We start from the raw sequence: 26637 nt of genomic DNA, 5'->3' as shown, positions 1-26637 counted from the left end.
CGTCTTGCTGCAGGGTCTTACTGCGCTTGCGGCTTCCACTGGCCGCTTTCGACAGCGCCGACCAGCTTGTTCACCGCTTCGCGCATGGCCAGGTCGAGGACCTTGCCATTGAGGGTCGAGTCGTAGCTGGCGGTACCGCCGAAGCCGATGACCTCACGGTTGGACAGGGCGTATTCGCCTGCGCCCTGGCTCGAGTAGACCACTTCGGAAGTGCTGATGTTGACGATGTTCAGCGCGACCTTGGCGTAGGCGATCTGAGTCTTGCCACGGCCGAGAATGCCGAACAGCTGGTGGTCGCCGACTTCCTTGCGGCCGAATTCGGTGACATCGCCGGTCACGACGAAGTCAGCGCCCTTCAGGCGTTGGACCTGGCCCTTGATGGCCGCTTCCTGCTGGATCTCACCCATGTTGTCGCGGTCCAGCACGTTGAAACGGCCAGTCTGCTGCAGGTGGGTGATCAGGATGGTCTTGGCCTGGCCGCCGAGGCGATCGACGCCGTCGGAGAAGATGCCGCGCATGTAGCTCGAACGGTTGTCGAACTTGCCTACGGCGATCGGTGCACGCACGCCGCTGTACGGGCGGCTGACGCTCTCGACCTGTTGTACGGCCACGGCGGTGGAAGTTTCGGTAGCGCAGCCGGCGATGGACCCGAGCGCGACGGCAGCTGCCAGCACGAGTCCTTGTGATGCGTATTTCACGCGAGTTCTCCAGGTAAATAGTAACTATTTGCAGCGGGCGTGCATTCTGCCACGTTGTGTCGGCAGCCTGGAGAGAAAGTTGAGGGCGGGACAGAGAAAAGTAATGGCATTGCGCCATGTTTCATTTTGGGTTTGGAGCAAGCCTGCGTGATCCTTGTAGGTGCAGGCTTGTCGGGGCGTACTTTTCGCGGGCAAGTCGGGGCGCCGAACCGCCGCTCCTACGGGGGTTTTGCAGGAGCGGGTCAGCGATCAACGCATCAGTGACGCTTGCGGTTGGTGATCAGGGTGCCCACGCCGCTGTCGGTGAAGATCTCCAGCAGCACCGCGTTCGGCACCCGGCCATCGATGATGTGCGAGCTGTTCACGCCACCCTGCACGGCTTCCAGTGCGCACTTGATCTTCGGCAGCATGCCACCGTAGATGGTGCCGTCGGCGATCAGCTCGTTGACCTGCTCGGTGGTCAGGCCGGTGAGGACCTGGCCCTGCTTGTCCATCAGGCCGGCGATGTTGGTCAGCAGCATCAGCTTCTCGGCTTTCAGGGCCTCGGCGACTTTGCCGGCGACCAGGTCGGCGTTGATGTTGTACGACTCACCGTTGGCGCCCACGCCGATTGGCGCGATCACCGGAATGAAGTCGCCCTTGACCAGCATGTTCAGCAGCTCGGTGTTCACGCCCACGACTTCGCCGACATGGCCGATGTCGATGATTTCCGGGGTGGTCATCTCGGGGGTCTGGCGGCTGACGGTGAGCTTCTTGGCGCGGATCAGCTCCGCATCCTTGCCGGTCAGGCCGATGGCGCTGCCGCCGTGGCGGTTGATCAGGTTGACGATATCCTTGTTGACCTGGCCGCCCAGGACCATCTCCACCACGTCCATGGTCGCCGAATCGGTGACGCGCATGCCGTCGATGAAGTGGCTCTCGATCGACAGGCGCTTGAGCAGGTCACCGATCTGCGGGCCGCCGCCGTGCACGACGACCGGGTTGATGCCCACCGCCTTCATCAGCACGATGTCACGGGCAAAGCCGGTCTTGAGCTCTTCGCTCTCCATCGCGTTGCCGCCGTACTTGATCACCAGGGTCTTGCCGACAAAGCGGCGGATGTAGGGCAGCGCTTCGGACAAAACTTCGGCTACATGGGAAGCGGCATCGCGATCGAGGGTCATGCAGGGCTCCAGTGAGGAACAGATAGTCGGTCAGAACGGCAGTTGCAGGCCAGGTTCGGCCCGCAGCAACTGCGTGCGGAATACAGCCTTGATACGGTCGAGTTCTGCCTCGCTGTCGGCCTCGAAGCGCAGCACCAGCACCGGTGTGGTGTTGGAGGCGCGGACCAGGCCCCAGCCGTGTGGGTAGTCGACCCGCACACCATCGATGGTGGTCAGGTTGGCTTCGCCCCAGTCGGCGTCGCGTTGCAGTGCATCAATGATGCTGAATTTACTCTCGTCGGTCACATCGATGTTGATTTCCGGCGTGGAAATATCGTTCGGGAACGCGGCGAACAGGTTTTCGGCATCCTGGTCGGCCTTGCTGAGGATTTCCAGCAGGCGCGCGGCACTGTAGATGCCATCGTCGAAACCGTACCAGCGTTCCTTGATGAAGATGTGTCCGCTCATCTCGCCGGCCAGCAGCGAGCCGGTCAGTTTCATCTTCTTCTTGATCAACGAATGACCGGTCTTCCACATCAGGGCGCGGCCGCCGTGCTGTTCGATCAGCGGCGTCAGGCGACGGGTGCATTTGACGTCGAAGATGATCTCGGCGCCGGGGTTGCGCGATAGCACGTCCTGGGCGAAGAGCATCAGCAGGCGGTCGGGGTAGACGATGCTGCCGGTGTTGGTCACCACGCCAACGCGGTCACCGTCGCCGTCGAAGGCCAGGCCGAGGTCGGCGCCGGTCTCCCTGACCTTGGCGATCAGGTCTTCGAGGTTCTCGGGCTTGCCCGGGTCCGGGTGGTGGTTGGGGAAGTTGCCGTCGACCTCGCAGAACAGCGGGATCACCTCGCAGTTCAGCGCTTCGATCAGTTGCGGAGCGATCACGCCAGCGGCGCCGTTGCCGCAGTCGACCACCACCTTCAGGCGCTTGGCCAGTTTCACGTCACCGACGATCTGCTGGAAGTAGCGCTCGAGGATCTCGACCTTTTCCACACGGCCTTCGCCGCGCGGTACGTCGTTGGTCTTGAGGCGGGTCAGCAGGGCCTGGATCTGTTCATTGGCCAGCGTATCGCCAGCGATGACGATCTTGAAGCCGTTGTAGTCCGACGGGTTGTGGCTGCCGGTGAGCATCACGCCTGAAGTACCGGCCAGCACGTTGGCGGCGTAGTACAGCGCGGGGGTGGGCACCAGGCCGACGTCGCTGACCTGGCAACCGGCATCGACCAGGCCCTGGATCAGTTGCTCGACCAGCATCGGGCCGGACAGGCGGCCGTCACGGCCCACGGAGATTTTCGGCTCGCCCTGGGCTCGGGTCTGGGCACCGATGGCGCGGCCGATCCAGTAGGCGGTTTCGGCGTGCAGTGTCTTGCCGACGATGCCGCGGATGTCATAGGCACGGAAGATGCTGTCCGGCAATGCGGGTACCAGTTGGGCCATGTCGTTCATCTCTGGGGACTCCAAGGGTCAAAGGCTTCTGGGTAAGCGCAAACTGAACGCTTGGACGGTAGATAGCCCCGAGAGTTCGCCGTCCATGGCCCCGACGGTCGGCTCAGCGGGTGCCGGAGTGGCCGAAACCACCGCTGCCACGCTGGGTTTCGTCGAAGGCTTCGACGATGTCGAAATGCGCCTGCACCACCGGTACCAGGATCAGCTGGGCGATGCGCTCGCCGATGCTGATGGTGAACGGGGTGTTGCCGCGGTTCCAGCACGAGACCATCAGCTCGCCCTGGTAGTCCGAGTCGATCAGACCGACCAGGTTGCCCAGCACCACACCGTGCTTATGGCCAAGGCCCGAGCGCGGCAGGATCATCGCCGCCAGCCCCGGATCGCCGATGTAGATCGACAGGCCAGTGGGGATCAGCAGGGTCTGGCCCGGCTCGAGGACGGTGTCCTCCTTGAGCAGGGCGCGCAGGTCCAGGCCGGCGGAGCCGGGGGTGGCGTATTGCGGCAGGGGGAATTCGGTACCCAGGCGTGGGTCGAGGATCTTGGCTTGAAGAGCGTGCATGGAACTTATTGAACCTGATTGAGCCGTTCGGCGATGAAGGCGACCAGTTGCCGGGCGATCTTGCCCTTGCTGGTCTGCGCGAAGAGGGTCTGGTGCTGCTGGCGGTCGATCACGGTCAGGGCGTTTTCCTCGCTGTTGAAGCCGATGCTGGGGTTGGCCACATCATTGGCGACGATCAGGTCGAGGTTCTTGTCCTTGAGCTTGCGCGTGGCGTAATCGAGCAGGTGCTCGGTCTCGGCAGCGAAACCGACGCTGAACGGGCGGTCGGCGCGGCCAGCGAGGGTGGCAAGGATATCCGGATTGCGCACCATCTGCAGCAGCATGCCGTCGCCAGTCGTAGGGTCTTTCTTGAGCTTTTGCGGGGCGACCACCTCGGGGCGGTAGTCCGCGACTGCTGCCGAGGCGATGAACAGGTCGCACGGCATTGCGGCTTCACAGGCCGCGAGCATGTCCCGCGCGCTCACCACGTCGATGCGGTTGACCCGGTCAGGCGTTGCCAGGTGCACAGGGCCAGTGACGAGGGTCACCCGGGCCCCGGCCTCGGCGGCCGCTTCGGCCAGGGCAAAGCCCATCTTCCCGGAACTATGATTGGTGATGTAGCGCACCGGATCGATGTTCTCTTGGGTGGGGCCGGCGGTGATCAGCACGTGCTTGCCGGTCAGGGCCTGGCGCTTGAAGCTCTCGGCGGCGCACCAGGCAAGGTCGGTGGCTTCGAGCATGCGGCCCAGGCCGACGTCGCCGCAGGCCTGGCTGCCGGAGGCGGGGCCGAACACCTGGATGCCACGGCGCTTGAGCAGCTCTAGGTTGTCCTGGGTGGCCGGGTCGCGCCACATGGCCTGGTTCATGGCCGGGGCGACGGCGACGGTGGCGTCGGTGGCCAGTACCAGCGTGGTCAGCAGGTCATCGGCCATGCCCTGGGCCATGCGCGCCATGAGGTCGGCGGTGGCCGGGGCGATCAGCACCAGGTCGGCCCACTTGGCCAGTTCGATATGACCCATCGCAGCCTCGGCGGCGGGGTCGAGCAGGTCCATGTGCACCGGGTGGCCGGAGAGCGCCTGCAGGGTCAGCGGAGTGATGAACTCGGCGCCCCCGCGGGTCATGACGACACGCACCTGCGCGCCGTGTTCCAGGAGTCGGCGAATCAGCTCGGCGCTCTTGTAGGCGGCAATGCCGCCACCCACGCCGAGAACGATGCGCTTGCGATACAGCCGCTGCATAGGCTTGCCTTTTTCCAGTGAAAGCGGGCGGCGACGTTTGAAATTGCCTGCGGCAGAACGTCGCATTTAACGAGGCGAAATAGATTAACACAGGGCTTGAAGGCACCGCAGTACAACGCAAGGAGGGGTATGAACATCAGGGAATGGCCGCTGGACGAGCGGCCGAGGGAGAAGTTGCTGGCGCGTGGGGCGAGCAGTCTGTCGGATGCGGAACTGCTGGCCGTGTTTCTAGGGTCTGGCGTGCGTGGTCGCAATGTCGTGGAGCTGGCGCGGGGGTTGCTGGCGAAGTTCGGCAGCCTGCGTCAGTTGCTTGAGGCCGACCGGGAAGCTTTCCTGGGCGAACTTGGGCTGGGGCCGGTCAGGTACAGCCAGTTACAGGCGGTGTTGGAGATAGGGCGCCGGCACCTGGCGACCACCATCGAGCGAGAATCGGCCATGGACAGTCCGACGGTAGTGCGGCGCTACCTGAAGTCCATGCTGCGGCATGAGAGCAGCGAGGTGTTCGGGTGTCTGTTTCTGGACAACAAGCACAGGCCGCTGGCGTTCGAGATCCTGTTCAGAGGCACGATCAATCGAGCGGTCGTCTATCCTCGCGAGGTCGTGCGTCGAGCCCTGGCGCACAACGCGGCGGCGCTTATCCTGTGCCACAACCACCCGTCGGGCAACAGCGAGCCCAGCCAGGATGACGTGCATTTGACCCGCACCTTGAAGCAAGCACTGGCGCTGATCGATGTGCGCGTGCTCGATCATGTGATCGTCGGCGATGGCGAGCCGTTGTCGATGGTCGAGCAGGGATGGATCGGAGCATAGGAGCAACTGTCTTGCTCAAAATCCAAAGGCCAGCCCAATCCCTGTAGAAGCGGGCTTGCCCGCGAAAAGGCCGACACCGGACGTCAGTCAGCGCTCCACCGATACCTTGCTGAAGTCCACCCGCCCGAACGGGCTCACCTGATACCCCTTCACGCGATTGCTGAGCAAGGTCGAGGCTTTCGGATGGGCCAGCGGCAGCCACAGCGCCTGCTGCTGGATCAGCGTCTGTGCCTGCTGGTACAGCCTGCTGCGCACGCTCTGGTCGTTGGTGGTACGCCCGGCATTGATCAACTGGTCGAGACGGCTGTCGCAGAACCGCGCGAAGTTGGTCCCCGACTTGATCGCCGCGCACGAGAATTGCGGGCTGAGGAAGTTGTCCGGGTCGCCGTTGTCACCCGCCCAGCCCATGAACAGCAGGTCGTGCTCGCCGGCCTTGGCGCGGCGGATCAACTCGCCCCATTCGATCACGCGGATCTCGGCCTTGATGCCGACTTTCGCCAGGTCGGCCTGGAGCATCTGGGCGCCGAGGCTCGGGTTGGGGTTGAGCAGGCTGCCCGACGGACGGGTCCAGATCGTGGTGCTGAAGCCGTCGGCAAGGCCGGCCTTGGTCAGCAACGCCTTGGCTTTCTTCAGGTCCAGCGCGTAGCCGGGCAGGTCCTTGGCGTAACTCCAGGTGGTGGGCGGGTAGGGGCCGTTGGCGGCGGTGGCGGTGCCTTCGAACACCGCCTTGAGGTAGGCCGGTTTGTCGAAGGCCAGGTTGATCGCCTGGCGCACTTCGGGTTTGTCCAGCGGCGGGTGCTCGCTGTTGATGGCGACGAAGGCGGTCATGAAGGCCGGGGTGGAGGCGACCTTGAGTTTGTCGTTCTGAGCGGCTTCGGCGATGTCCAGCGGCTTGGGCGACAGGGCCACCTGGCATTCGTTGCGCTTGAGCTTCTGCAGGCGCACGTTCGGGTCGGTGGTGATGGCGAACACCAGCGGGTCGACCGCAGGCTTGCCGTCGAAGTAGTCAGGGTTGGCGCGGTAGCGCACCAGGGCGTCCTTCTGGAAGCGCTGGAACACGAACGGGCCGGTGCCGATGGGCTGGCTGTTGAGTTTTTCGGGCGTGCCGTCCTTCATCAGCTTGTCGGCGTACTCGGCCGAGTAGATCGAGGCGAAACCCATGCTCAGGGTGGCCAGGAAGGTCGCGTCCGGGTGGGTGAGGGTAAAGCGCACGCTCTGCGGGTCGGGCGCCTCGATCGACTTGATCAGGCTGCCCAGCTGCAGCGACTGGGCGTGCGGATAACCACCAGGTGCGGTCTTGTGCCAGGCATGGGCGGGGTAGAGCATGCGCTGGAAGCTGAACAGCACGTCGTCGGCATTCAGCTCGCGGGTCGGCTTGAAGTAGTCGGTGCTGTGGAACTTCACGCCATTGCGCAGCGTGAAGTCATAGACCAGGCCGTCTTTGGAGACCGTCCAGCTTTGGGCAAGGCTCGGCACCACCTTGCCCTGGGCGGCGTCGAACTCGACCAGGCGGTTCAACAGCACGTCGGCCGAGGCGTTGGTGGTGGTCAGCGAGTTGTACTGAACCACGTCGAAACCTTCCGGGCTGGCCTCGGTGCACACCGACAGCGGCGCTGCCTGGGCAAGACCTGCGGCGAGCAGGGAAGTGAATAGAACGGAAAGGGCGGCGACGCGCATGGTGGATCCTCGGCTGGTCAGGGGCCCATCTGCCAGTGCAGTCTGGAATAGGAAACGTCCTACCCTAGTGCGCCGGTCGGGAAATGGCCACCTGATTTTTATGCCGTGCGGCGACGAGCGGTCGACAGTGCGCGGGCCTTGTCGCTATGCTGGCCGGGCGCGATCGGCCCGATCGGAATGTGCATCTTCTGTTGTTGTGGCCGACCCTTTCTGGTATAAAGCAGCGCTCTTTTCTAGGGGCTCGGTCTGTCGCTCATTTGAGCCGGTTCGATAAGACCCCCGGAAACACGGCGCCTTGGCGCCATAGACTGAGAGATTAAGCGGCCAACCCATGCCGGGTTGGGCATGTGGTTTTAGAGGGCTGAGGCATGTCGAGAGTCTGTCAAGTTACCGGTAAGGGTCCGGTAACCGGGAACAACATTTCCCACGCAAACAACAAAACCCGTCGTCGTTTCCTGCCGAACCTGCAGCACCACCGTTTCTGGGTTGAATCCGAGAATCGTTTCGTGCGTCTGCGCGTTTCCGCCAAAGGCATGCGTATCATCGACAAGCGCGGCATCGATGCCGTTCTGGTCGACATCCGTAAAGCTGGCGCCAAGGTTTAAGGGAGAACATCATGCGTGAATTGATCCGTCTGGTTTCGAGTGCCGGTACCGGCCACTTCTACACCACCGACAAGAACAAGCGCACCACTCCGGACAAGATCGAGATCAAGAAGTACGATCCGGTCGTTCGCAAGCACGTGGTGTACAAGGAAGCCAAGATCAAGTAATTGATCCGGCAACCAAAAAAACCCGCAACCGAAAGGAAGCGGGTTTTTTTATTGCTGTCTGTTCAGGCTAGTGCGCGCGCCGCAGGTTTCAGCAGTTGCGCAGGCCGGTTATGAAGCCTTCTTCGTCTACATCGATCCTGACCTGGTCGTGCTTGAAGTCCCGCAGGTCTGCACCGGTAACGACCCGGACGGTTGCCAGGCCCGTCAGCTCGAGAACATAGGCGTTCACGCTTTCAACGTAGCGCGAACCGATGACGTGGCGTGCAGGGGCGAGGATGTCGGTAGTCATATGCTGTTCCTTGTCGACTGTCCGGAAGTGGACGCTGCCATCGTTGCAATCCTCGTTCGACGGATGCGGTACTTAATCCTCGCAAGCCCTGTCACTTCTGCTCGAACATCACATAGATCTTGCGGCACGGCTCCAGCACCTCCCAGGTGCCCTTGAAGCCGGCCGGGATGACGAAACGGTCACCGGCCCGCAGGGTCTTGGCGCCGCCGTCCTGGTCGCGCAGCACCGATACGCCCTGGACGATCTCGCAATACTCGTGCTCGGTGTAGTTCACCGTCCACTGGCCGACCTCACCCTCCCAGACGCCTGCGGCAAACTGCCCGCAGGGGCTCGAATAGTGGTTGTAAACCGCCTGGTCCGGCTCGCCCTTGAGGATCTTCTCGGCCGCCGGGCGATAGCGCTCGGCTTCGGTGAGGACCTGGGCGAAGTCGATGATGCTGTCGATGCTCATGCTGGATACCCTGTTGTTGTTTAATAAAATGCACATCAGTAGGCTTTTAAGCCATTCGTGTCAAATATATTGATAGTTTAACCGGCCTGGTTTAGGGTGTCGGATGCCCGTGTGCGCTTGTCGCCCGGCCAGAATTTCTGACAGTGCCCGTGAGTCCTCAATACGGGGCTGCACCTTAACAAGAGGAGGAGTTTCGTATGACCACCCTGACTCGTGCGGATTGGGAACAGCGTGCCCAGCAACTGAAGATCGAAGGCCGTGCCTTCATCAACGGCGAATACACCGACGCCGCCTCCGGCGAAACTTTCGAGTGCCTGAGCCCTGTCGACGGACGCTTCCTGGCCAAGGTTGCCAGTTGCGACCTGGCCGACGCCAACCGCGCCGTGGAAAACGCCCGCGCCACCTTCGACTCCGGCGTCTGGTCGCAACTGGCTCCCGCCAAGCGCAAGGCCAAGCTGATCCGCTTCGCCGACCTGCTGCGCAAGCATGTCGAGGAACTGGCGCTGCTGGAAACCCTGGACATGGGCAAGCCGATCGGCGACTCCTCCACCATCGACATCCCGGGCGCTGCCCAGGCCATCCACTGGACCGCCGAAGCCATCGACAAGGTCTACGACGAGGTCGCACCGACCCCGCATGACCAGCTCGGCCTGGTCACCCGCGAGCCGGTAGGCGTCGTGGGCGCCATCGTCCCTTGGAACTTCCCGCTGCTGATGGCCTGCTGGAAACTCGGCCCGGCGCTGGCCACCGGCAACTCGGTGGTGCTCAAGCCTTCCGAGAAGTCCCCGCTGACCGCCATCCGCATCGCTCAACTGGCCATCGAGGCCGGCATCCCGGCAGGCGTGCTGAACGTGCTGCCTGGCTACGGCCACACCGTCGGCAAGGCCCTGGCCCTGCACATGGATGTCGATACCCTGGTGTTCACCGGTTCGACCAAGATCGCCAAGCAACTGATGGTGTACGCCGGCGAATCGAACATGAAGCGTATCTGGCTGGAAGCCGGTGGCAAGAGCCCGAACATCGTCTTCGCCGACGCCCCCGACCTGCAGGCCGCTGCCGAAGCCGCTGCCAGTGCCATCGCCTTCAACCAGGGCGAGGTCTGCACCGCTGGCTCGCGTCTGCTGGTCGAGCGCTCGATCAAGGACAAGTTCCTGCCGCTGGTGGTCGAGGCCCTCAAGGCCTGGAAGCCCGGCAACCCACTGGATCCGGCTACCACCGTCGGTGCGCTGGTCGATACCCAGCAGATGAATACCGTGCTGTCGTACATCGACGCCGGTCATCAGGACGGCGCCAAGCTGCTCGCGGGCGGCAAGCGCATCCTCGAAGAGACCGGCGGCACCTACGTCGAGCCGACCATCTTCGACGGCGTGACCAACGCCATGAAGATCGCCCAGGAAGAAATTTTCGGCCCGGTGCTGTCGGTGATCGCCTTCGACACCGCCGAAGAAGCCATCGCCATCGCCAACGACACCCCGTATGGCCTGGCAGCCGGCATCTGGACCGCCGATATCTCCAAGGCGCACAAGACTGCCCGCGCCGTGCGTGCCGGCAGTGTATGGGTCAACCAGTACGATGGCGGCGACATGACCGCACCGTTCGGCGGCTTCAAGCAGTCGGGCAACGGCCGTGACAAGTCGCTGCATGCACTGGAGAAGTACACCGAGCTGAAGGCGACCTGGATCAAGCTGTAATCCGGTCGTCTTCTTCGCGGGCAAGCCCGCTCCTACAGGCCCAGCGCCGTCCTTGAGAGCGGCGGCGTACCTGTGGGAGCGGGCTTGCCCGCGAATGGGGCTGAACAAATTTGCCTGGGAGGCTGCAATGCGTTGGGGAACCTACTTTGCCGTGCTGGCGTCGGTGCTCAGTGTCGGGCTTGCGCTCGGCGTGAGCATGCCGCTGGTGTCCCTGCGCCTGGAAGGCTGGGGCTACGGTGGGTTCGCCATTGGTGTGATGGCGGCGATGCCGGCAATCGGCGTACTGCTCGGCGCCAGCCTGGCCAGTCGCCTGGCCGGCTGGGTCGGCGTGCCTTCGGCGATGCGCCTGTGCCTGTGGGGCGGGGCGTTGTCGATCGCACTGGTGGCGGTGCTGCCCAGCTATGCGCTGTGGCTGGCGCTGCGCCTGCTGATCGGCATGTCGCTGACGGTGGTGTTCATCCTCGGCGAAAGCTGGATCAACCAGTTGGTGGTCGAGCAGTGGCGGGGGCGGCTGGTGGCGCTGTATGGCAGCAGCTATGCCCTGAGCCAGCTGGCCGGGCCGCTGGTGCTGGGCTTTCTCGGCTCGGAGGATGATTTCGGTTTTTGGGCCGCGACCGGCCTGCTGTTGCTCGCGCCCTTGCTGTTGCTTGGCCGCGGTGGTGCACCGTCGACCGAGGCGTGCAGCGTGACCTTCCGCGACCTGTTCGCCTTCTGCCGGCGCTTGCCGGTAATCGCCTGGGCCATTGCGTTGTTCGCGGCATTCGAGGCGATGATCCTGACGCTCTTGCCGGTGTACGTATTGCAGCAGGGCTTCACCGCCGAAGTGGCGTTGTTCATGGTCAGTACCGTCGTGGTCGGCGATGCCGTACTGCAGTTGCCGATCGGCGCCCTAGCCGATCGCATGTCCCGGCAAGCCTTGTTCAGTGGCTGTGCTGTGAGTCTGCTGGGTTCGAGTCTGGCGATTCCGCTGCTGCTGCACACCCCGGCGGTGTGGCCGCTGTGGGTACTGTTCGGTGCGAGCGCGGGGGGCTTGTTCACCCTGTCGCTGATCCTGATCGGCGAGCGTTATCGCGATGACGCATTGGTGCGTGCCAACGCCCATGTGGCGCAATTGTGGGGTATCGGTTGTTTGCTCGGGCCTTTGCTGGCGGGGGCAGGGAGCCAGTGGGTCAGTGGGCATGCCTTGCTGTTCCTGATGGCTGCAGGGGCTGCAGGGCTGGTGCTGCTGACCCGGCGTCCCGGCGCGTTCGAGCCGGCGTCTGCCTGAAGGGCGCGGGCCGTTATACGGCCCGCTACTACAGCATCTTCTCCAATCCCACTGCCTTGGCCACCCAGGCATTGAACCGGCGCCATATCCCGCCCGGCTCAGCGGTCAGGGTATGTATCTGGCCATTGTCTTCGGTCACCCAGACCATCTTCCCGTCCACCAGCTTCGGTTGGTAGCTCAACGCCGGCGCCATGCCCTGTTCAGCCAGTGCGCGGGTGTACTCAGCCAGCTCCGGGCTGTCGACCATTACCCCGACCTCGGTGTTCCACAGCACCGAACGCGGGTCGAAATTGAAAGAACCAATGAAGGTCTTGCGCCGGTCGAAGACCATCGCCTTGCTGTGCAGGCTCGAATCGGACTGACCCTTGAAGCTGAGCACGCCGCGCGCGGCGCTGGGGTCTCCGGGCTGGCGACGCAGCTCGAACAGCTCCACGCCATGCTCGAGCAGGGCGCGGCGGTAGGGCGCATAGCCGCCGTGCACGGCCGGCACATCGGTGGCTTCGAGCGAGTTGGTCAGCAGCTTGACCGAGGTGCCGGCGTCGGCGCGGCTGGTGAGGTACAGCAGGCCTGGCTCGCCCGGCACGAAGTAGGCCGAGACCAGTATCAGCTCGCGGTGTACGTTCTTCAGGTCGGGCGCCAGTTGCTGGGTCATCAGCAACTGCGGGTCTGGCTCGCCGCGGGCCAGCACCTTGCTCGGCGCATCCCACAGCGCCTGGCTGTGCGCCCAGATCAGCTCGTTGCGCCAGATGTCCAGGCGTGGCTCGCTCTGATAGGCCATCAGTCGGTCGTACAAAGCCTTGCGCTGCACCCTGGCCTGCGCCAGCCAGGTTTCCAGGCGCTGGCGGCTGGCGCGCAGGTCGCTGGCGTCCGGCGTGCTCCACAGGAAGTCGCCGATCGGCCGGCTCAGGGCGCTGTTCCAGTACTGGTCGAAGCTATGCCCGAGCTGCTCGGCCACAGGCCCTACACCCAGCAGGTCGATGTCAGTGAAGTTCAGGTTGGGCTCGGCGTCGAAGTACTCGTCGCCCAGGTTGCGCCCGCCGACGATGGCCATGCTGTTGTCGACCAGGAACAGCTTGTTGTGCATGCGCCGGTGCTGCAGCGACAGGTTGAACAGCCGCCCCATGGCGCGCGTCAGGCCGGTGCTGCGGCCCAGGTGCAGCGGGTTGAACACGCGGATCTGGATATGGGGGTGGGCAGCAAGGGTGCCGATCAGGCTGTCCAGGCCATCGCTGGTGGTGTCGTCGAGCAGGATGCGTACCCGCACGCCGCGGTCGGCGGCGCGCAGCAGCTCGTGCACGAGGGCGCGGGTGCTCAGGCCATCGTGGACGATGTAATACTGCAGGTCGATGCTGGTCTGGGCGTTGCGGATCAGCTCGGCACGGGCGCGGAAGGCTTCGTTGCTGTTGGGCAGCAGGCGAAAGCCGGAGCGCCCCTCATAGGGCGCAGCCTGGCGCTGGACCGAGCGGCCGAACGCCGAGTCGTTGGCCGGCAGCGCCTGGCTCACGTCGCGAGGTGTATCGATGCTGGCGCAGCCGCTCAGGCCGAGCAGCAGCACCAGCAGCAGAGGCAGAACGCGCTGGAGTCTCAAGGGCGAATCGTCCTGTACGACAGGTCACTGGAAGGTTGGACCGTGGAAGGCGCTGCAAAGTTACCCGGCGCCGCTGTCCTGCGCCAGTAGGCGATAGGCAGTTTCACCCACCTTGCGTACCGCCGCCTCGATTTCCGGGGTGGCGCGGGTGGCGAAGTTCATGCGCAGGCAGTGGCGGTACTTGCCCGACGCCGAAAAAATGCTGCCCACGGCAATCTGTACGCCCTGTTCCAGCAGCGCACGGTTCAGTCGCAGGGTGTCGAAGCTCTCGGGCAGTTCCACCCACAGCATGAAGCCGCCCTGGGGCCGGCTGGCGCGGGTGCCGGGCGGGAAGTAGCGGGTCACCCAGTCGCTCATCTGGTCGCGGGCGCGGTGGTACTGCGCCCGGACCCGGCGCAGGTGCGGCTGGTAGTGGCCTTCGGCGATGAAGTCGGCGATCGCCAATTGGGGCTGGCAGGCGGTGCTGCCGGTGCTGATGTACTTCATGTGCAGCACCCGCTCCAGATAACGCCCGGGCGCCACCCAGCCGACCCGCAGGCCCGGCGCCAGGGTCTTGGAGAACGAGCTGCAAAGCAGCACGCGGCCATCCTCGTCGAACGATTTGATGGTGCGTGGGCGTGGGTAGGTGTAGGCCAGGTCGCCGTACACATCGTCTTCGAGGATCGCCACGTCGTAGCGCTGGGCCAGGGTCAGCAGGGCCTTCTTGCGCGCCTCGGGCATGATGTAGCCCAGCGGGTTGTTGCAGCTGGGGGTGATCTGGATGAGCTTGATCGGCCACTGCTCCAGCGCCAGTTCCAACGCCTCCAGGCTGATGCCGGTGGTCGGGTCGGTGGGGATCTCCAGCGCCTTCATGCCCAGGCCCTTGAGCGTCTGCATGGCGCCGTGGAAGCTGGGCGAATCCACCGCCACGATGTCGCCCGGCTCGCACACTGCGCGAATGCTGGTCGACAGTGCTTCATGACAGCCGGTGGTCACCACCAGGTCGCCCGGCCCGAGGTTGCAGCCTGAGTCGAGCGTCAGGCGGGCGATCTGCTCGCGCAGGGCGTCGTTGCCGTGGATGTTGTCGTAGTACAGCCCTGGCATGTCCAGGCGCCGGCTGAGCTGGGCAAGGCTGCGCAGCAGGGGCTTGAGCGTCGGGCTTTCGATGTCGGGCATGCCGCGGCCGAGCTGGATCACGTCCGGGTGGGGGCTGGCGCGTACCAGCTCGAGCACCTGCTCCCACTGGGAGATATCCACAGGGCGTTGGGCGGGGCGGCTGATGGCGGGCAGGGCCGGCAGGCTGCGATTTTCCGTGACGAAGTAGCCGGACTTGGGGCGCGGAGCCACCAGGCCGTTGTCCTCCAGCTGACGATAGGCCTGCTGTACGGTGCTCAGGCTGACGCCGTGCTCAAGGCTCAATGAGCGCACCGACGGCAGGCGTTCGCCAGGACGATACAGGCCTTGTTCGATCCGGGCACCGAGCAATTCGGCGAGGTTCATGTAGAGGGTCACGGCATACTCCTGCACACAGGGGGCAAGGTGAGCGATACAGATTGGCCAAAAATACTGCATTCAGCCGCCGCTTTGCCAATTCTGTATGGAAATAATAACGCTGGGTTGAATCTGTATCGTACATGTCTGCCGAGCGCATGCTTTCTCCAGCTTTCGAGGCAATCAGGAGACATGGCAATGAACGGCTTGAGCGATGTACGGCTGCAACTGTTGGCGGAAGAACTGCGCGCAGGGCAGTGGCCCAAGGTTTCCAGCGCCCCTGTGGGCTTGGGGCGCCTGGGGCTGATGGTGCATCGCTGGCGCTCGCGCAGGGCGCTGCGCGAGTTGAGCGATCAGCAACTGCTGGATATCGGCATCAGCCGCCAGCAGGCCCGGGAGGAAGGGTGCAAGCCATTCTGGCGAGCGTGATCAGAGCAGTTCCTTCAACCGGTACCAGAGCATCCCCAGCGCCAGCAGCGGCGAGCGCAGGTGCTTGCCGCCAGGGAAGGTCGCGTGCGGCACCTTGGCGAACAGGTCGAAGCGCCCCGCCTGCTGGCCGCTGATGGCCTCGCCCAGCAGGCGTCCGGCCAGGTGCGTGGCGTTCAGGCCATGGCCGGAGTAGGCCTGGGCGTAAAAGACGTTGGGCTGGCTGGCCAGGCGCCCCACCTGCGGCAGGCGATTGGCGCCGATGCCGATCATGCCGCCCCACTGATAGTCGATGCGCACACCGGCCAGCTGCGGGAACACCTTGAGCATCTTCGGGCCCATGTAGGCGCCAATGTCCTTCGGGTCGCGCCCGGAGTAGTGGCAGGCGCCGCCGAACAGCAGACGGTGATCGGCGGACAGGCGGAAGTAATCCAGTGCCACGCGCTGGTCGCACACGGCCATGTTCTGTGGCAGCAACTGGCGGGCACGTGCTTCGCCCAGGGGTTCGGTGGCGATGATGTAGCTGCCGGCGGGCAGCACCTTGCCGCCCAGTTCGCGGTTGAGGTCGTTGTGGTAGGCGTTGGTGCACAGCACCAGCGTACTGGCGCGCACCCGGCCCCGCGCCGTGTGCACCTGGACTTGCGGGCCGTAGTCGATGCGGGTTACTGCCGAACCCTCGTGCAGCTTCACGCCCAGGCGCTCGGCGGCGGCCGCTTCGCCCAGAGCCAGGTTGAGCGGGTGCAGGTGGCCCGAGCCCATGTCGACCAGGCCGCCGACGAAGCTGTCGGAGCCGACCACGCTGCGGATCTCGGAGGCCGGCACCACGCGGACCTCGTGGCGGTAGCCCAGGCTGCGCAGTTCTTCGGCGTTTTCAGCGAAACCGTCCAGCTCGGCGGGCTTGTATGCCAGGTCGCAGTAACCCCAGGTCAGGTCGCAGGCGATGGCGTGGCGCTCGATGCGTTGACGTGCGATCTCCACGGCCTCCAGGCCCATCAACTTGAGGCTGCGTACGCCATCCTCGCCAAGCACCGGCAGGAACTGCTCGACATCGTGGCCGACGCCGCGGATCAACTGCCCACCATTGCGACCGCTGGCGCCCCAGCCGATCTTGCGGGCTTCGAGCAGGATCACCGAAAAGCCGCGCTCGGCCAGTTCGATGGCGGTATTCAAGCCCGAATATCCACCGCCGACGATGCACACGTCAGCGCTGTGCTCGCCTTCCAGGCTTGGGTAATCCGGTTGCGGCGCGCTGCTGGCGGCATAGTAGGAGGCGGCGTGCTGCGCGCTGTTGATCATCTGGAGAGGCCCTGGGGTCGGTGCGAAGGGGGCGAGGATAAGCCGGGGTTTCGCGGTTGGGCAACCGGGCGAAGGCTTGTTCCACGAATGGCCCTATAATCCTCACAAATCCCGATGACACACCGCCCATGCCCTGCAACCACAAGATCCAGTTCCTGCGCGAACTCATCCCGTCCTTCGAATGCGAGCCGGGCTGCCACGACTGCTGCGGCCCGGTCACCACGTCCAGCGAAGAGATGGCCCGTCTGCCGCGCAAGACCCAGGCCGAGCAGGATGCCGCGCTGGAGCGCCTGGACTGCGTGCACCTCGGCCCGCAAGGCTGCACTGTCTATGAAGAGCGCCCGTTGATCTGCCGCCTGTTCGGCACCACGCCGCGCATGGCCTGCCCCCGTGGCTGTGGTCCGCAGCAGCCGATCGAGCCCGAGGCCGAGCGGCTGATCCATGGCTATATCGCCAGTACCCGCCAGGTGCTGGTCTGACGGTTCAGTCCGGAATCGGCAGGCAGAGGCTCTCCTTGACCTCTTCCATCACGATGTAGCTCTTCGATTCGCGCACATGCGGGAGCTTGAGCAGGATGTCGCCCAACAGCTTGCGGTACGAGGCCATCTCGGAAATGCGCGCCTTCACCAGGTAGTCGAAGTCGCCCGACACCAGATGGCACTCCAGTACATGGGGCAGCTTGAGGACGGCGCGGCGGAACTCTTCGAAGGTATCGCCGGACTTGTAGTCCAGGCTGATCTCGACGAACACCAGCAGGCTACCCTTGAGGTGTTGCGGATTGAGGCGGGCGTTGTAGCCCATGATGATGCCCTCACGTTCCAGGCGGCGGACACGCTCGGTGCAGGGGGTGGTCGACAACCCGACTTTCTCGCCCAGTTCGGTGAAGGAGATACGGCCGTCGTTCTGCAGGATGCGCAGGATGTTGCGGTCGATCTTGTCCAGTTCACGTTTGCTCTGGTGTTGGGTTCTCATAGGGGATGCCCCTCCGTGAAAGGCGTTTTTGCCGAGAATTCTCGCCAAATATAGGTTTTTATATAGTGAAATGCACTGGGTGGAGATTCTTATACTGCCCGCATCCATGCCATTTCAACAAAAGACTGCGGTGTACCGCGTGCGAGGGATAGACGATGCGAGTTCTGGTACTTGGTAGCGGTGTGATCGGAACCGCCAGTGCCTACTACCTGGCCCGGCAAGGTTTCGAAGTGACAGTGGTCGATCGCCAGCCGGCGGTGGCCATGGAAACCAGCTTTGCCAACGCTGGCCAGATCTCGCCTGGCTATGCCTCGCCCTGGGCCGCGCCCGGCGTGCCGCTCAAGGCCATCAAGTGGCTGCTCGAGCGCCACGCACCGCTTGCCATCAAGCTGACCGGTGACATCGACCAGTACCTGTGGATGGCGCAGATGCTGCGCAACTGCACCGCCAATCGCTATGCGGTGAACAAGGAGCGCATGGTGCGCCTGTCCGAGTACAGCCGCGACTGCCTCGACGAGCTGCGTGCCGAAACCGGTATCGCCTACGAAAGCCGCACCCTGGGCACCACCCAGCTGTTCCGCACCCAGGCCCAGGTCGATGCCGCAGCCAAGGATATCGCGGTGCTCGAGCAGTCCGGCGTGCCCTACGAGCTGCTCGACCGCGACGGCATCGCCCGCGTCGAGCCTGCGCTGGCGGGCGTGAAGGACATCCTTGCTGGCGCCCTGCGCCTGCCCAACGACCAGACCGGCGACTGCCAGCTGTTCACCACCAAGCTGGCCGATATGGCCATCAAGCTGGGCGTCGAGTTCCGTTTCGGCCAGAACATCCAGCGCCTGGACCATGCCGGTGACCGGATCAATGGCGTGTGGATCGACGGCAAGCTGGAAACCGCCGATCGCTACGTGCTGGCGCTGGGCAGCTATTCGCCGCAATTGCTCAAGCCGCTGGGCATCAAGGCACCGGTGTATCCGCTCAAAGGCTACTCGCTGACCGTGCCGATCACCGATGCCGACATGGCGCCGACCTCGACCATTCTCGACGAAACCTACAAAGTCGCCATCACCCGTTTTGACAACCGTATCCGTGTCGGTGGCATGGCTGAAATCGCCGGTTTTGACCTGTCGCTGAACCCGCGTCGACGCGAAACGCTGGAGATGATCGTCAACGACCTTTATCCTCGCGGCGGCGACCTGAGCCAGGCCAGTTTCTGGACCGGCCTGCGCCCGGCCACTCCGGATGGCACCCCGATCGTCGGCGGTACTGCGTTCCGCAACCTGTTCCTGAATACGGGTCACGGCACCCTTGGCTGGACCATGGCTTGCGGTTCCGGTCGCCTGCTGGCCGACCTGATCGCGCGCAAGAAGCCGCAGATCAGTGCCGAAGGTCTGGATATCTCGCGCTATGGCAACAGCCGCGAGAGTGCTGGCCAAGGTAGCCCGGTGTCGGCTCACCAGTAATTTCAGCGCTGGCTTCCTCAAGAGCGAGCCCGCTCCCACGGCAGGATGAGGACTTGTGGGAGCGGGTTTGCCCGCGAAAAGGCCAGCACCGTTCCTCCGTCATAAACAGATCCACCAGAAGGCTGCCCTCCATGCGCCCCGCCCGTGCCCTGATCGACCTCCAAGCCCTCCGTCACAACTACCGTCTGGCCCGTGAACTGTCCGGTGCCAAGGCCCTTGCCGTGGTCAAGGCCGATGCCTATGGCCACGGTGCGGTACGTTGCGCCCTGGCGCTGGAAACCGAGGCTGACGGTTTCGCCGTTGCCTGCATCGAAGAGGCCCTGGAGCTGCGTGCCGCAGGGATCAAGGCTCCGGTGCTGCTGCTCGAAGGCTTCTTCGAGGCCAGCGAGCTGGCGCTGATCGCCGAGCACGACCTGTGGTGCGTGGTGCACTCGCTGTGGCAGCTCGAAGCGATCGAGCAGACCGCCGTGCGCAAGCCGCTGAACATCTGGCTCAAGCTCGACAGCGGCATGCACCGCGTCGGCCTGCACCCCAAGGACTACCACGAGGCCTACCAGCGTCTGCTGGCCAGCGGCAAGGTCGCGCGCATCGTGCTGATGAGCCACTTCGCCCGCGCCGACGAACTCGATGCCTCGACCACCGAGCAGCAGGTCGCGGTGTTCGAGGCCGCCCGCCAGGGGCTGGCCGCCGAGTGCAGCCTGCGCAACTCCCCCGGTGTGCTGGGCTGGCCGCAGGTGCCGAGCGACTGGGTACGCCCAGGCATCATGCTGTACGGCGCCACGCCGTTCGAGGTCGCGCAGGCCGCAGCCGCGCGCCTGCAACCGGTGATGACCCTGCAATCGCGCATCATCAGCGTGCGCGAACTGCCAACCGGTGAGCCGGTCGGCTACGGTGCCAAGTTCACCAGCCCGCGCCCGACCCGGGTTGGCGTGGTCGCGATGGGTTACGCCGATGGCTACCCACGCCACGCGCCCACTGGCACCCCGGTGTTGGTCGCCGGCAAGCGGACTCAACTGATTGGCCGGGTCTCGATGGACATGCTCTGCGTTGACCTCACCGAAGTGCCCGAGGCGGGTGTCGGCAGCCCGGTCGAACTGTGGGGCAAGCAGGTCCTGGCCAGTGACGTGGCGCAGCAGGCGGGCACCATTCCCTACCAGATCTTCTGCAATCTGCGGCGCGTACCGCTGGATTATTACGGCGAATGAGGCGCTGAAGCGGACAGGCTGGGGTCTTGCGTGTTGTAAATACTGAACGGCATTGCCATGATATCGTTCACATTTGACCCCACCTCGACCGTTTCTGGAGGCGCAAGCTTTGGACGTCGGCGAACGACTGCAAGCCATCCGCAAGCTCAAGGGCCTGTCCCAGCGCGAACTCGCCAAACGGGCGGGCGTAACCAACAGCACCATCTCGATGATCGAGAAGAACAGCGTGAGCCCGTCGATCAGCTCCCTGCGCAAGGTGCTCAGCGGCATTCCCATGTCGATGGTCGAGTTCTTTTCCGTCGAGCTGGCCCCTGAAAGCCCTACCCAGATCGTCTACAAGGCCCACGAGCTGATCGACATTTCCGACGGCGCGGTGACCATGAAGCTGGTCGGCAAATCGCACCCCAACCGTGCCATCGCCTTTCTCAACGAGGTCTATCCACCGGGCGCCGACACGGGGGAGGAGATGCTCACCCACGATGGCGAAGAGACCGGAATCCTGCTCGAAGGCCGCCTGGAACTCGTGGTCGGGGCGGAGACCTTCATCCTCGAAGCGGGCGACAGCTACTACTTCGAGAGCACCCGCCCGCACCGCTTCCGCAACCCTTTCGAAGAACCTGCCCGCCTGATCAGTGCTGCCACGCCTTCGAACTTTTGATCCAGCGCAGCGTATTGTTTCGCCAATACCCCTTTCCTGTGTGGGGTCGTTTCACGCCTTCCGGGTAGCCGCTATACTTTTCAACGCTCGCCAACCGTGGCCGCGGGCGTGATTAGCCACCATGAGGGTGTACGCGTGAACCAAATCAAGAAGATGCTGGCCGTACCAGCAGCCGTATTCGCCCTCTGGGCACTCAATGCAACCGCTGCGACCAATGACGACATCGCCAAGCGCCTGGAACCGGTGGGGCAGGTGTGCGTCCAGGGCCAGGAGTGCAAGGGCATGGAAGTGGCCGTATCGGCCGGTGGCGGTGGCGCCAAGACGCCCGATGAAATCATCGCCAAGCACTGCAATGCCTGCCATGGCACGGGCCTGCTGAACGCGCCGAAAATCGGCGACACGGCCGCCTGGAAAGAGCGCGCCGATCACCAGGGCGGCCTCGACGGCATCCTGGCCAAGGCCATTACTGGCATCAACGCCATGCCGCCCAAGGGGACCTGTGCGGATTGCTCGGACGACGAGCTCAAGGGTGCGATCAAGAAAATGTCGGGGCTGTAGGCCGGACCGGATTTGCGCAAAGCCCGCCATCGATGGCGGGCTTTGCATTTGCGGGGGAATCTGCCCGTAGGAGCGGGCTTGCCCGCGAAAGCGCCGGCCCGCTCAGCAAATCAGCTAGGGTAATGGTCACAGCCTGTACGCCCCGAAAAAGCCACAGGAGCCCCCCATGCCCCACCGCTGCTCGATCGACCAGGCCGTCGACCAGGTCCTGGCCCGTCTCCCCGCCCATATCCACATGGGCCTGCCCCTTGGCCTGGGCAAACCCAATGCCTTCGTCAACGCCCTCTATGCGCGCATCCGAGACCTGCCCGAGCGCCGCCTGACGATCTACACCGCCCTCAGCCTGGGCCGACCGCCGCTGGGTGACGGCCTGCAGCGGCGTTTCCTCGAACCCTTCGTCGAGCGCGTGTTCGCCGACTACGAAGAGCTCGACTACCTCGCCGACCTGCGCAACGACACCCTCCCGGCCAACATCCGTGTCGAGCAGTTCTTCATGCAGCCCGGTTCGCTGCTGCACAGCGAGACCGCCCAGCAGGACTACGTCAGTAGCAACTACAGCCACGCTGCGCGCGATATCAACGCCAAGGGCCTGAACCTCATCGCCCAGATCGTCGCCGCCACGCCCGAGCGTCCGGATCACCTGAGCCTGGCCTGCAACCCCGATATCACCCTCGACCTGCTGCCGATGATCGCCAAGCGCCGCGCCGCCGGCGAAACCATCCTGCTGCTTGGCCAGGTGCATGTCGAACTGCCCTACATGCCGGGCGACGCCGAGCTTGCGGCCGAGGATTTCGACCTGCTGATCGACACTCCCGAGCAGCGTCGGCTGTTTTCCACGCCGAACATGCCGGTCACCCTCCAGGATCATTGCATCGGCCTGCACGCCAGCACCCTGGTGCGCGATGGTGGCACCCTGCAGATCGGCATCGGCGCCATGGGCGATGCCGTGGCTGCTGCGTTGCTCGCGCGTCAGGGCGACAACGACGGCTACCGCGCGCTGCTCGAAGACCTGGACCTGAACCCCTGGAAAACGCTGATCGAGCGTGAGGGTGGTATGGATGCCTTTGCTCAGGGGCTCTACGGCTGCAGCGAGATGTTCGTCAACGGCCTGCTGGCGCTGGCCGAAGCGGGCGTGGTGCGGCGTCCGGCCGACGAGCAGGGCGTGCTGGTGCATGGCGGATTCTTCCTCGGTAGCGCGGATTTCTACCGGCGCTTGCGGCAGATGCCTCTTGAACAGCGCAAGCGCTTCGCCATGACCGCCATCAGCTTCATCAACGAGCTGTATGGCGACGAAGCGCTCAAACGTCGCCAGCGCCGCGATGCGCGCTTCGTCAACACGGTGTTCGGCATGACCCTGCTCGGCGCCGGGGTGGCCGATCAACTGGAGGATGGCCGGGTACTCAGTGGCGTGGGCGGGCAGTACAACTTCGTCGCCCAGGGCCATGCGCTGGAGGGCGCGCGTTCGATCCTGCTGCTGCGCAGCTGGCGCGAGGCGGGTGGCGAGGTGACGTCGAATGTGTTCTGGCAGTACGGCCATTGCACCATTCCCCGGCACCTGCGCGACATCGTGATCACCGAATACGGCATCGCCGACCTGCGTGGGCAGACCGACAGCGAGGTGATCGCACGGCTGCTGGCGATCAGCGACTCACGTTTCCAGAAGCCTTTGATGGAGCAGGCCAAGAAGGCCGGCAAGCTGGCGCGGGACTTTGAGCTATCGGCACGTTTCACCGACAACACGCCCGAGCGCCTGGAGGCGATCAAGGCGCGGCATGCGGGGTTGTTCCCCGAGTATCCGTTGGGCAGCGACTTCACGCCTGAGGAGCAGGACCTGCTGCGGGCGCTGAACTGGCTCAAGAGCAAGTTCAAGCTGAGCGAGGTGCTGGAGTTGGGCAAGGCTGCGCTGGATGCGCCAGAACCTCAGGCCTATCCGGCGCATCTGCTGCGGATGGGGCTGAGTGAACCGCAGGGGCTGAAGGAGGAGCTGTACCAGCGGTTGCTGCTGGCGGGGTTGCAGGCGAGTCAAAAAAGCTAGGAGCAAACGAGGCCCCGTGGAGCTGTCAGTGCCGACCTCTTCGCGGGCAAGTCGCAGCGGCGAACCGCCACTCCCACCGGTACAGCGCTGACCTGTGGGAGCGGGCTTGCCCGCGAAGAGGCCCTCATTGAATGGCCACAATCGAGTGAGTGTGGCGCCGCCTTACTCGATGAAGGTCACGACCCCACCTTCCAGCGACTTCACCCGAGCCAGCGATTCGACGCGATAGCCCTGGCTGTCCAGCTCGGCGCGGCCGCCCTGGAACGACTTCTCGATGACGATCCCAAGGCCCGCCACCGTGGCGCCGGCCTGCTTGATGATCGAGATCAGCGCCTGGGAAGCCTTGCCGTTGGCCAGGAAGTCATCGATCACCAGCACGCGGTCGCTGCTGTTGAGGTGCCGCGGCGAGATGGCCACGGTGTTCTCGGTCTGCTTGGTGAAGGAATACACCGAAGCGGTCAGCAGGTTCTCGGTCAGGGTCAGCGACTGGTGCTTGCGGGCGAAGATCACCGGCACGCCCAGCTTCAGGCCGGTCATCACTGCCGGAGCGATACCCGACGCCTCGATGGTGACGATCTTGGTCACGCCGGAGTCTGCGAACAGGCGGGCGAACTCGTCACCGATCAGTTGCATCAGTGCAGGATCGATCTGGTGGTTGAGAAACGCGTCGACTTTGAGAACTTGATCGGAAAGCACGATGCCTTCTTCGCGAATCTTCTGATGCAGTGCTTCCACTGTGTATTCCTCGATGTAGCAAGAGTGGCCGCATCCAGAAGGTAGCGGCAAAGGTTGAAAGAGTAATGGTTGATCAGCGTTTGAGCATGGCCCGGATGTCGGCCAGCGCGTTGTTGCCCCGCGCCGCCTTCACCTCCACAGGCGCATCCTCCAGGCCTTCCCAGGCCAGGTCGTCCGGCGGCAGTTCGTCGAGGAACCGGCTGGGCGTGCAATCGATGATTTCGCCGTACTGCTTGCGCTTGGCGGCGAAGGTGAACGCCAGGGTCTGACGGGCGCGGGTGATGCCCACGTAGGCCAGGCGGCGCTCTTCCTCGATGGTGTCGGCTTCGATGCTCGAGCGGTGGGGGAGGATTTCCTCCTCCATGCCCATGATGAACACGTAGGGGAACTCCAGGCCCTTGGAGGCGTGAAGGGTCATCATCTGCACACCTTCGGCGTTTTCTTCCTCTTCCTGCTGGCGCTCGAGCATGTCGCGCAGCACCAGCTTGCCGATGGCGTCCTCGATGGTCATGTCACCCTCTTCGTCCTTCTCGAGGGTGTTCTTCAGCGCATCGATCAGGAACCAGACGTTGCCGATGCGAAAATCCGCCGCCTTGTCGCTGGCGGTGTTCTGGCGGATCCAGTTCTCGTAGTCGATATCCTTGACCATCTCGTGCAGCGCAGCGATCGGGTCTTCCAGGGCGACCTTGTGGCGCACGCCGTCGAGCCAGTGCTTGAAGCGCTGCAGGCGTTCGGTGTAGCGCGCATCCAGGTGCTCGCCCAGGCCCAGTTCCTCGCTGGCGGCATACATCGACACGCCACGCTCGGTGGCGTAGTTGCCGAGTTTTTCGAGCGTGGTCGAGCCGATCTCGCGGCGCGGCACGTTGATTACTCGCAGGTAGGCGTTGTCGTCGTCCGGGTTGACCAGCAGGCGCAGGTAGGCCATGAGGTCCTTGACCTCCTGGCGACCGAAGAAGCTGTTGCCGCCCGACAGGCGATAGGGCACCTGGTGGTGCTGCAGCTTCAGCTCGATCAGCTTGGCCTGGTAGTTGCCGCGGTAGAGGATGGCGAAGTCGCTGTACGGGCGATTGGTGCGCAGGTGCAAGGTAAGGATTTCCATGGCCACGCGCTCGGCCTCGGCTTCCTCGTTCTTGCAGCGGATCACGCGGATTTCGTCGCCCACGCCCATCTCGCTCCACAGCTGCTTCTCGAAGTCGTGGGGATTGTTGGCGATCAGCACGTTGGCGCAGCGCAGGATACGGCTAGTGGAGCGATAGTTCTGCTCGAGCATCACCACTTTCAGGGAGGGGTAGTCCTCCTTGAGCAGCATCAGGTTTTCCGGGCGCGCGCCACGCCAGGCGTAGATCGACTGATCGTCGTCGCCCACCACGGTGAACTGGTTGCGCATGCCGATGAGCATCTTCACCAGCAGGTACTGGCTGGCGTTGGTGTCCTGGTATTCGTCGACCAGCAGGTAGCGCACGCGGTTCTGCCAGCGCTCGAGCACGTCGGTGTGCTCCTGGAACAGCTTGACCGGCAGCAGGATCAGGTCGTCGAAGTCCACCGCGTTGTACGCCTTGAGCGTGCGCTGGTAGTGGGTGTAGACGATGGCGGCGGTCTGCTCGCGCGGGTTGCGCGCTTTCTCCAGGGCTTCGGCGGGCAGGATCAGGTCGTTCTTCCACGAGCCGATCATGTTCTTGATCTCGTCCAGCCCGTCGTCGCCGGAGTATTCCTTCTGCATGATGTCCGACAGCAGCGCCTTGATGTCGGATTCGTCGAAGATAGAGAAGCCTGGCTTGTAGCCCAGGCGCTGGTGTTCCCGGCGGATGATGTTCAGGCCCAGGTTGTGAAAGGTGCACACCGTCAGGCCCCGGCCTTCGCCCGGACGCAGCAGGGTGCCGACCCGCTCCTTCATCTCGCGCGCGGCCTTGTTGGTGAAGGTCATGGCGACGATGTACTGGGCACGGATGCCGCAGTTCTGGATGAGGTGGGCAATCTTGCGCGTGATCACGCTGGTCTTGCCGGAGCCTGCACCGGCGAGCACCAATAGAGGGCCGCCGACGTAGTCTCGGGCTTCCTGTTGCCGGGGATTGAGTCGGGACATGCTAGAAACCGGGAGTAACCAGAAAATAGCCGCGCATTCTAGCAGGCATGGGTCGGTTATGGCGCGACCGTCTGACAGTGTGATGCAGCGCACCATTCAGATTTGCGGGCGTTGCGACTTTCGCGCAGGATG

Annotated in this window: 26 protein-coding genes; 12 read left to right on the top strand and 14 right to left on the bottom strand. The window is 64.0% G+C overall.

Features of this window, described 5'->3' with window-relative positions; translation table 11 throughout:
- Window positions 1-17: 17 nt before the first annotated feature.
- From HU748_RS15835 to coaBC, 5 genes are all read right to left on the bottom strand, one after another.
- Window positions 18-698, bottom strand: coding sequence for a CsgG/HfaB family protein (locus tag HU748_RS15835; RefSeq protein ID WP_054926178.1), 681 nt, complete (start codon window positions 696-698; stop codon window positions 18-20).
- A 257-nt stretch (window positions 699-955) separates the two neighbouring features.
- A complete protein-coding gene (gene argB, locus HU748_RS15830; protein WP_063542032.1) occupies window positions 956-1861 on the bottom strand; it encodes an acetylglutamate kinase in 906 nt (301 codons plus the stop codon).
- Between the two features lie 30 nt (window positions 1862-1891).
- Window positions 1892-3289, bottom strand: coding sequence for a phosphomannomutase/phosphoglucomutase (locus tag HU748_RS15825; protein ID WP_186711311.1), 1398 nt, complete (start codon window positions 3287-3289; stop codon window positions 1892-1894).
- Between the two features lie 103 nt (window positions 3290-3392).
- Window positions 3393-3848, bottom strand: coding sequence for a dUTP diphosphatase (gene dut, locus HU748_RS15820; protein WP_063542034.1), 456 nt, complete (start codon window positions 3846-3848; stop codon window positions 3393-3395).
- 5 nt (window positions 3849-3853) lie between these two features.
- Complete coding sequence (gene coaBC, locus HU748_RS15815; protein ID WP_186711310.1) at window positions 3854-5065, bottom strand: bifunctional phosphopantothenoylcysteine decarboxylase/phosphopantothenate--cysteine ligase CoaBC; 1212 nt, start codon at window positions 5063-5065, stop codon at window positions 3854-3856.
- A 129-nt stretch (window positions 5066-5194) separates the two neighbouring features.
- Here coaBC and radC point away from each other — a divergent pair, with 129 nt between their 5' ends.
- Window positions 5195-5875 carry a DNA repair protein RadC gene (gene radC / locus HU748_RS15810; protein WP_186669915.1) on the top strand — a complete coding sequence of 227 codons (681 nt, stop codon included), beginning with the start codon at window positions 5195-5197 and terminating at the stop codon, window positions 5873-5875.
- 87 nt (window positions 5876-5962) lie between these two features.
- Here radC and HU748_RS15805 read toward each other — a convergent pair whose 3' ends face one another.
- Entirely contained in the window at window positions 5963-7552 is a 1590-nt protein-coding gene (locus tag HU748_RS15805) for an ABC transporter substrate-binding protein (protein ID WP_186721056.1), read from the bottom strand.
- Window positions 7553-7920: 368 nt separating this feature from the next.
- Here HU748_RS15805 and rpmB point away from each other — a divergent pair, with 368 nt between their 5' ends.
- Window positions 7921-8157, top strand: coding sequence for a 50S ribosomal protein L28 (gene rpmB / locus HU748_RS15800; protein WP_054894119.1), 237 nt, complete (start codon window positions 7921-7923; stop codon window positions 8155-8157).
- Window positions 8158-8168: 11 nt separating this feature from the next.
- Window positions 8169-8324, top strand: a complete 156-nt coding sequence (gene rpmG, locus HU748_RS15795; RefSeq protein ID WP_003253507.1) for a 50S ribosomal protein L33 — start codon at window positions 8169-8171, stop codon at window positions 8322-8324.
- Between the two features lie 88 nt (window positions 8325-8412).
- Here rpmG and HU748_RS15790 read toward each other — a convergent pair whose 3' ends face one another.
- Both HU748_RS15790 and HU748_RS15785 read right to left on the bottom strand, forming a co-directional pair.
- The gene (locus HU748_RS15790) at window positions 8413-8613 is read right to left on the bottom strand and encodes a hypothetical protein (protein WP_186669911.1); all 201 of its coding nucleotides are present in this window, start codon (window positions 8611-8613) and stop codon (window positions 8413-8415) included.
- Between the two features lie 91 nt (window positions 8614-8704).
- A complete protein-coding gene (locus tag HU748_RS15785) occupies window positions 8705-9064 on the bottom strand; it encodes a cupin domain-containing protein (RefSeq protein ID WP_003253509.1) in 360 nt (119 codons plus the stop codon).
- Window positions 9065-9261: 197 nt separating this feature from the next.
- Between HU748_RS15785 and HU748_RS15780 the strand changes: the two genes are divergently transcribed.
- Window positions 9262-10755, top strand: a complete 1494-nt coding sequence (locus HU748_RS15780) for an aldehyde dehydrogenase (RefSeq protein ID WP_054894116.1) — start codon at window positions 9262-9264, stop codon at window positions 10753-10755.
- A 127-nt stretch (window positions 10756-10882) separates the two neighbouring features.
- A complete protein-coding gene (locus HU748_RS15775) occupies window positions 10883-12022 on the top strand; it encodes an MFS transporter (RefSeq protein ID WP_186721054.1) in 1140 nt (379 codons plus the stop codon).
- 28 nt (window positions 12023-12050) lie between these two features.
- On the opposite strand, the gene HU748_RS15770 is transcribed toward HU748_RS15775, so the two are convergent.
- Entirely contained in the window at window positions 12051-13610 is a 1560-nt protein-coding gene (locus tag HU748_RS15770) for a phospholipase D family protein (RefSeq protein ID WP_186669905.1), read from the bottom strand.
- Between the two features lie 60 nt (window positions 13611-13670).
- Window positions 13671-15101, bottom strand: coding sequence for an aminotransferase class I/II-fold pyridoxal phosphate-dependent enzyme (locus HU748_RS15765; protein ID WP_186721053.1), 1431 nt, complete (start codon window positions 15099-15101; stop codon window positions 13671-13673).
- 177 nt (window positions 15102-15278) lie between these two features.
- Here HU748_RS15765 and HU748_RS15760 point away from each other — a divergent pair, with 177 nt between their 5' ends.
- Complete coding sequence (locus HU748_RS15760) at window positions 15279-15509, top strand: DUF1127 domain-containing protein (RefSeq protein ID WP_186711306.1); 231 nt, start codon at window positions 15279-15281, stop codon at window positions 15507-15509.
- On the opposite strand, the gene HU748_RS15755 is transcribed toward HU748_RS15760, so the two are convergent.
- Window positions 15510-16802 carry an FAD-binding oxidoreductase gene (locus tag HU748_RS15755; RefSeq protein WP_186721052.1) on the bottom strand — a complete coding sequence of 431 codons (1293 nt, stop codon included), beginning with the start codon at window positions 16800-16802 and terminating at the stop codon, window positions 15510-15512.
- Between the two features lie 128 nt (window positions 16803-16930).
- Between HU748_RS15755 and HU748_RS15750 the strand changes: the two genes are divergently transcribed.
- Complete coding sequence (locus tag HU748_RS15750) at window positions 16931-17281, top strand: YkgJ family cysteine cluster protein (protein ID WP_186721051.1); 351 nt, start codon at window positions 16931-16933, stop codon at window positions 17279-17281.
- A gap of 4 nt (window positions 17282-17285) precedes the next feature.
- On the opposite strand, the gene dadR is transcribed toward HU748_RS15750, so the two are convergent.
- Window positions 17286-17774, bottom strand: coding sequence for a transcriptional regulator DadR (dadR, locus tag HU748_RS15745; RefSeq protein WP_003258963.1), 489 nt, complete (start codon window positions 17772-17774; stop codon window positions 17286-17288).
- 155 nt (window positions 17775-17929) lie between these two features.
- On the opposite strand from dadR, the gene dadA reads away from it, so the two are divergent.
- From dadA to HU748_RS15720, 5 genes are all read left to right on the top strand, one after another.
- Entirely contained in the window at window positions 17930-19231 is a 1302-nt protein-coding gene (dadA, locus tag HU748_RS15740; protein ID WP_186721050.1) for a D-amino acid dehydrogenase, read from the top strand.
- A gap of 131 nt (window positions 19232-19362) precedes the next feature.
- Window positions 19363-20436, top strand: a complete 1074-nt coding sequence (gene alr, locus HU748_RS15735; protein ID WP_186669899.1) for an alanine racemase — start codon at window positions 19363-19365, stop codon at window positions 20434-20436.
- Window positions 20437-20545: 109 nt separating this feature from the next.
- Window positions 20546-21094, top strand: coding sequence for a cupin domain-containing protein (locus HU748_RS15730; RefSeq protein WP_186669898.1), 549 nt, complete (start codon window positions 20546-20548; stop codon window positions 21092-21094).
- A 135-nt stretch (window positions 21095-21229) separates the two neighbouring features.
- Window positions 21230-21652, top strand: coding sequence for a c-type cytochrome (locus tag HU748_RS15725; RefSeq protein WP_186669897.1), 423 nt, complete (start codon window positions 21230-21232; stop codon window positions 21650-21652).
- Between the two features lie 166 nt (window positions 21653-21818).
- Window positions 21819-23687, top strand: coding sequence for an acetyl-CoA hydrolase/transferase family protein (locus HU748_RS15720; RefSeq protein WP_186721049.1), 1869 nt, complete (start codon window positions 21819-21821; stop codon window positions 23685-23687).
- A 162-nt stretch (window positions 23688-23849) separates the two neighbouring features.
- On the opposite strand, the gene xpt is transcribed toward HU748_RS15720, so the two are convergent.
- The gene (gene xpt / locus HU748_RS15715) at window positions 23850-24422 is read right to left on the bottom strand and encodes a xanthine phosphoribosyltransferase (protein ID WP_028689919.1); all 573 of its coding nucleotides are present in this window, start codon (window positions 24420-24422) and stop codon (window positions 23850-23852) included.
- Between the two features lie 73 nt (window positions 24423-24495).
- Window positions 24496-26505: a DNA helicase Rep gene (gene rep, locus HU748_RS15710; RefSeq protein ID WP_054894105.1), complete on the bottom strand. Its 2010-nt coding sequence runs from the start codon at window positions 26503-26505 to the stop codon at window positions 24496-24498.
- Window positions 26506-26637: the final 132 nt, after the last annotated feature.

This window comes from Pseudomonas sp. RW3S2 (assembly GCF_014268955.1).
Lineage (GTDB): Bacteria > Pseudomonadota > Gammaproteobacteria > Pseudomonadales > Pseudomonadaceae > Aquipseudomonas > Aquipseudomonas wayambapalatensis.
This window is presented reverse-complemented; position numbering and strand designations above follow the sequence as displayed.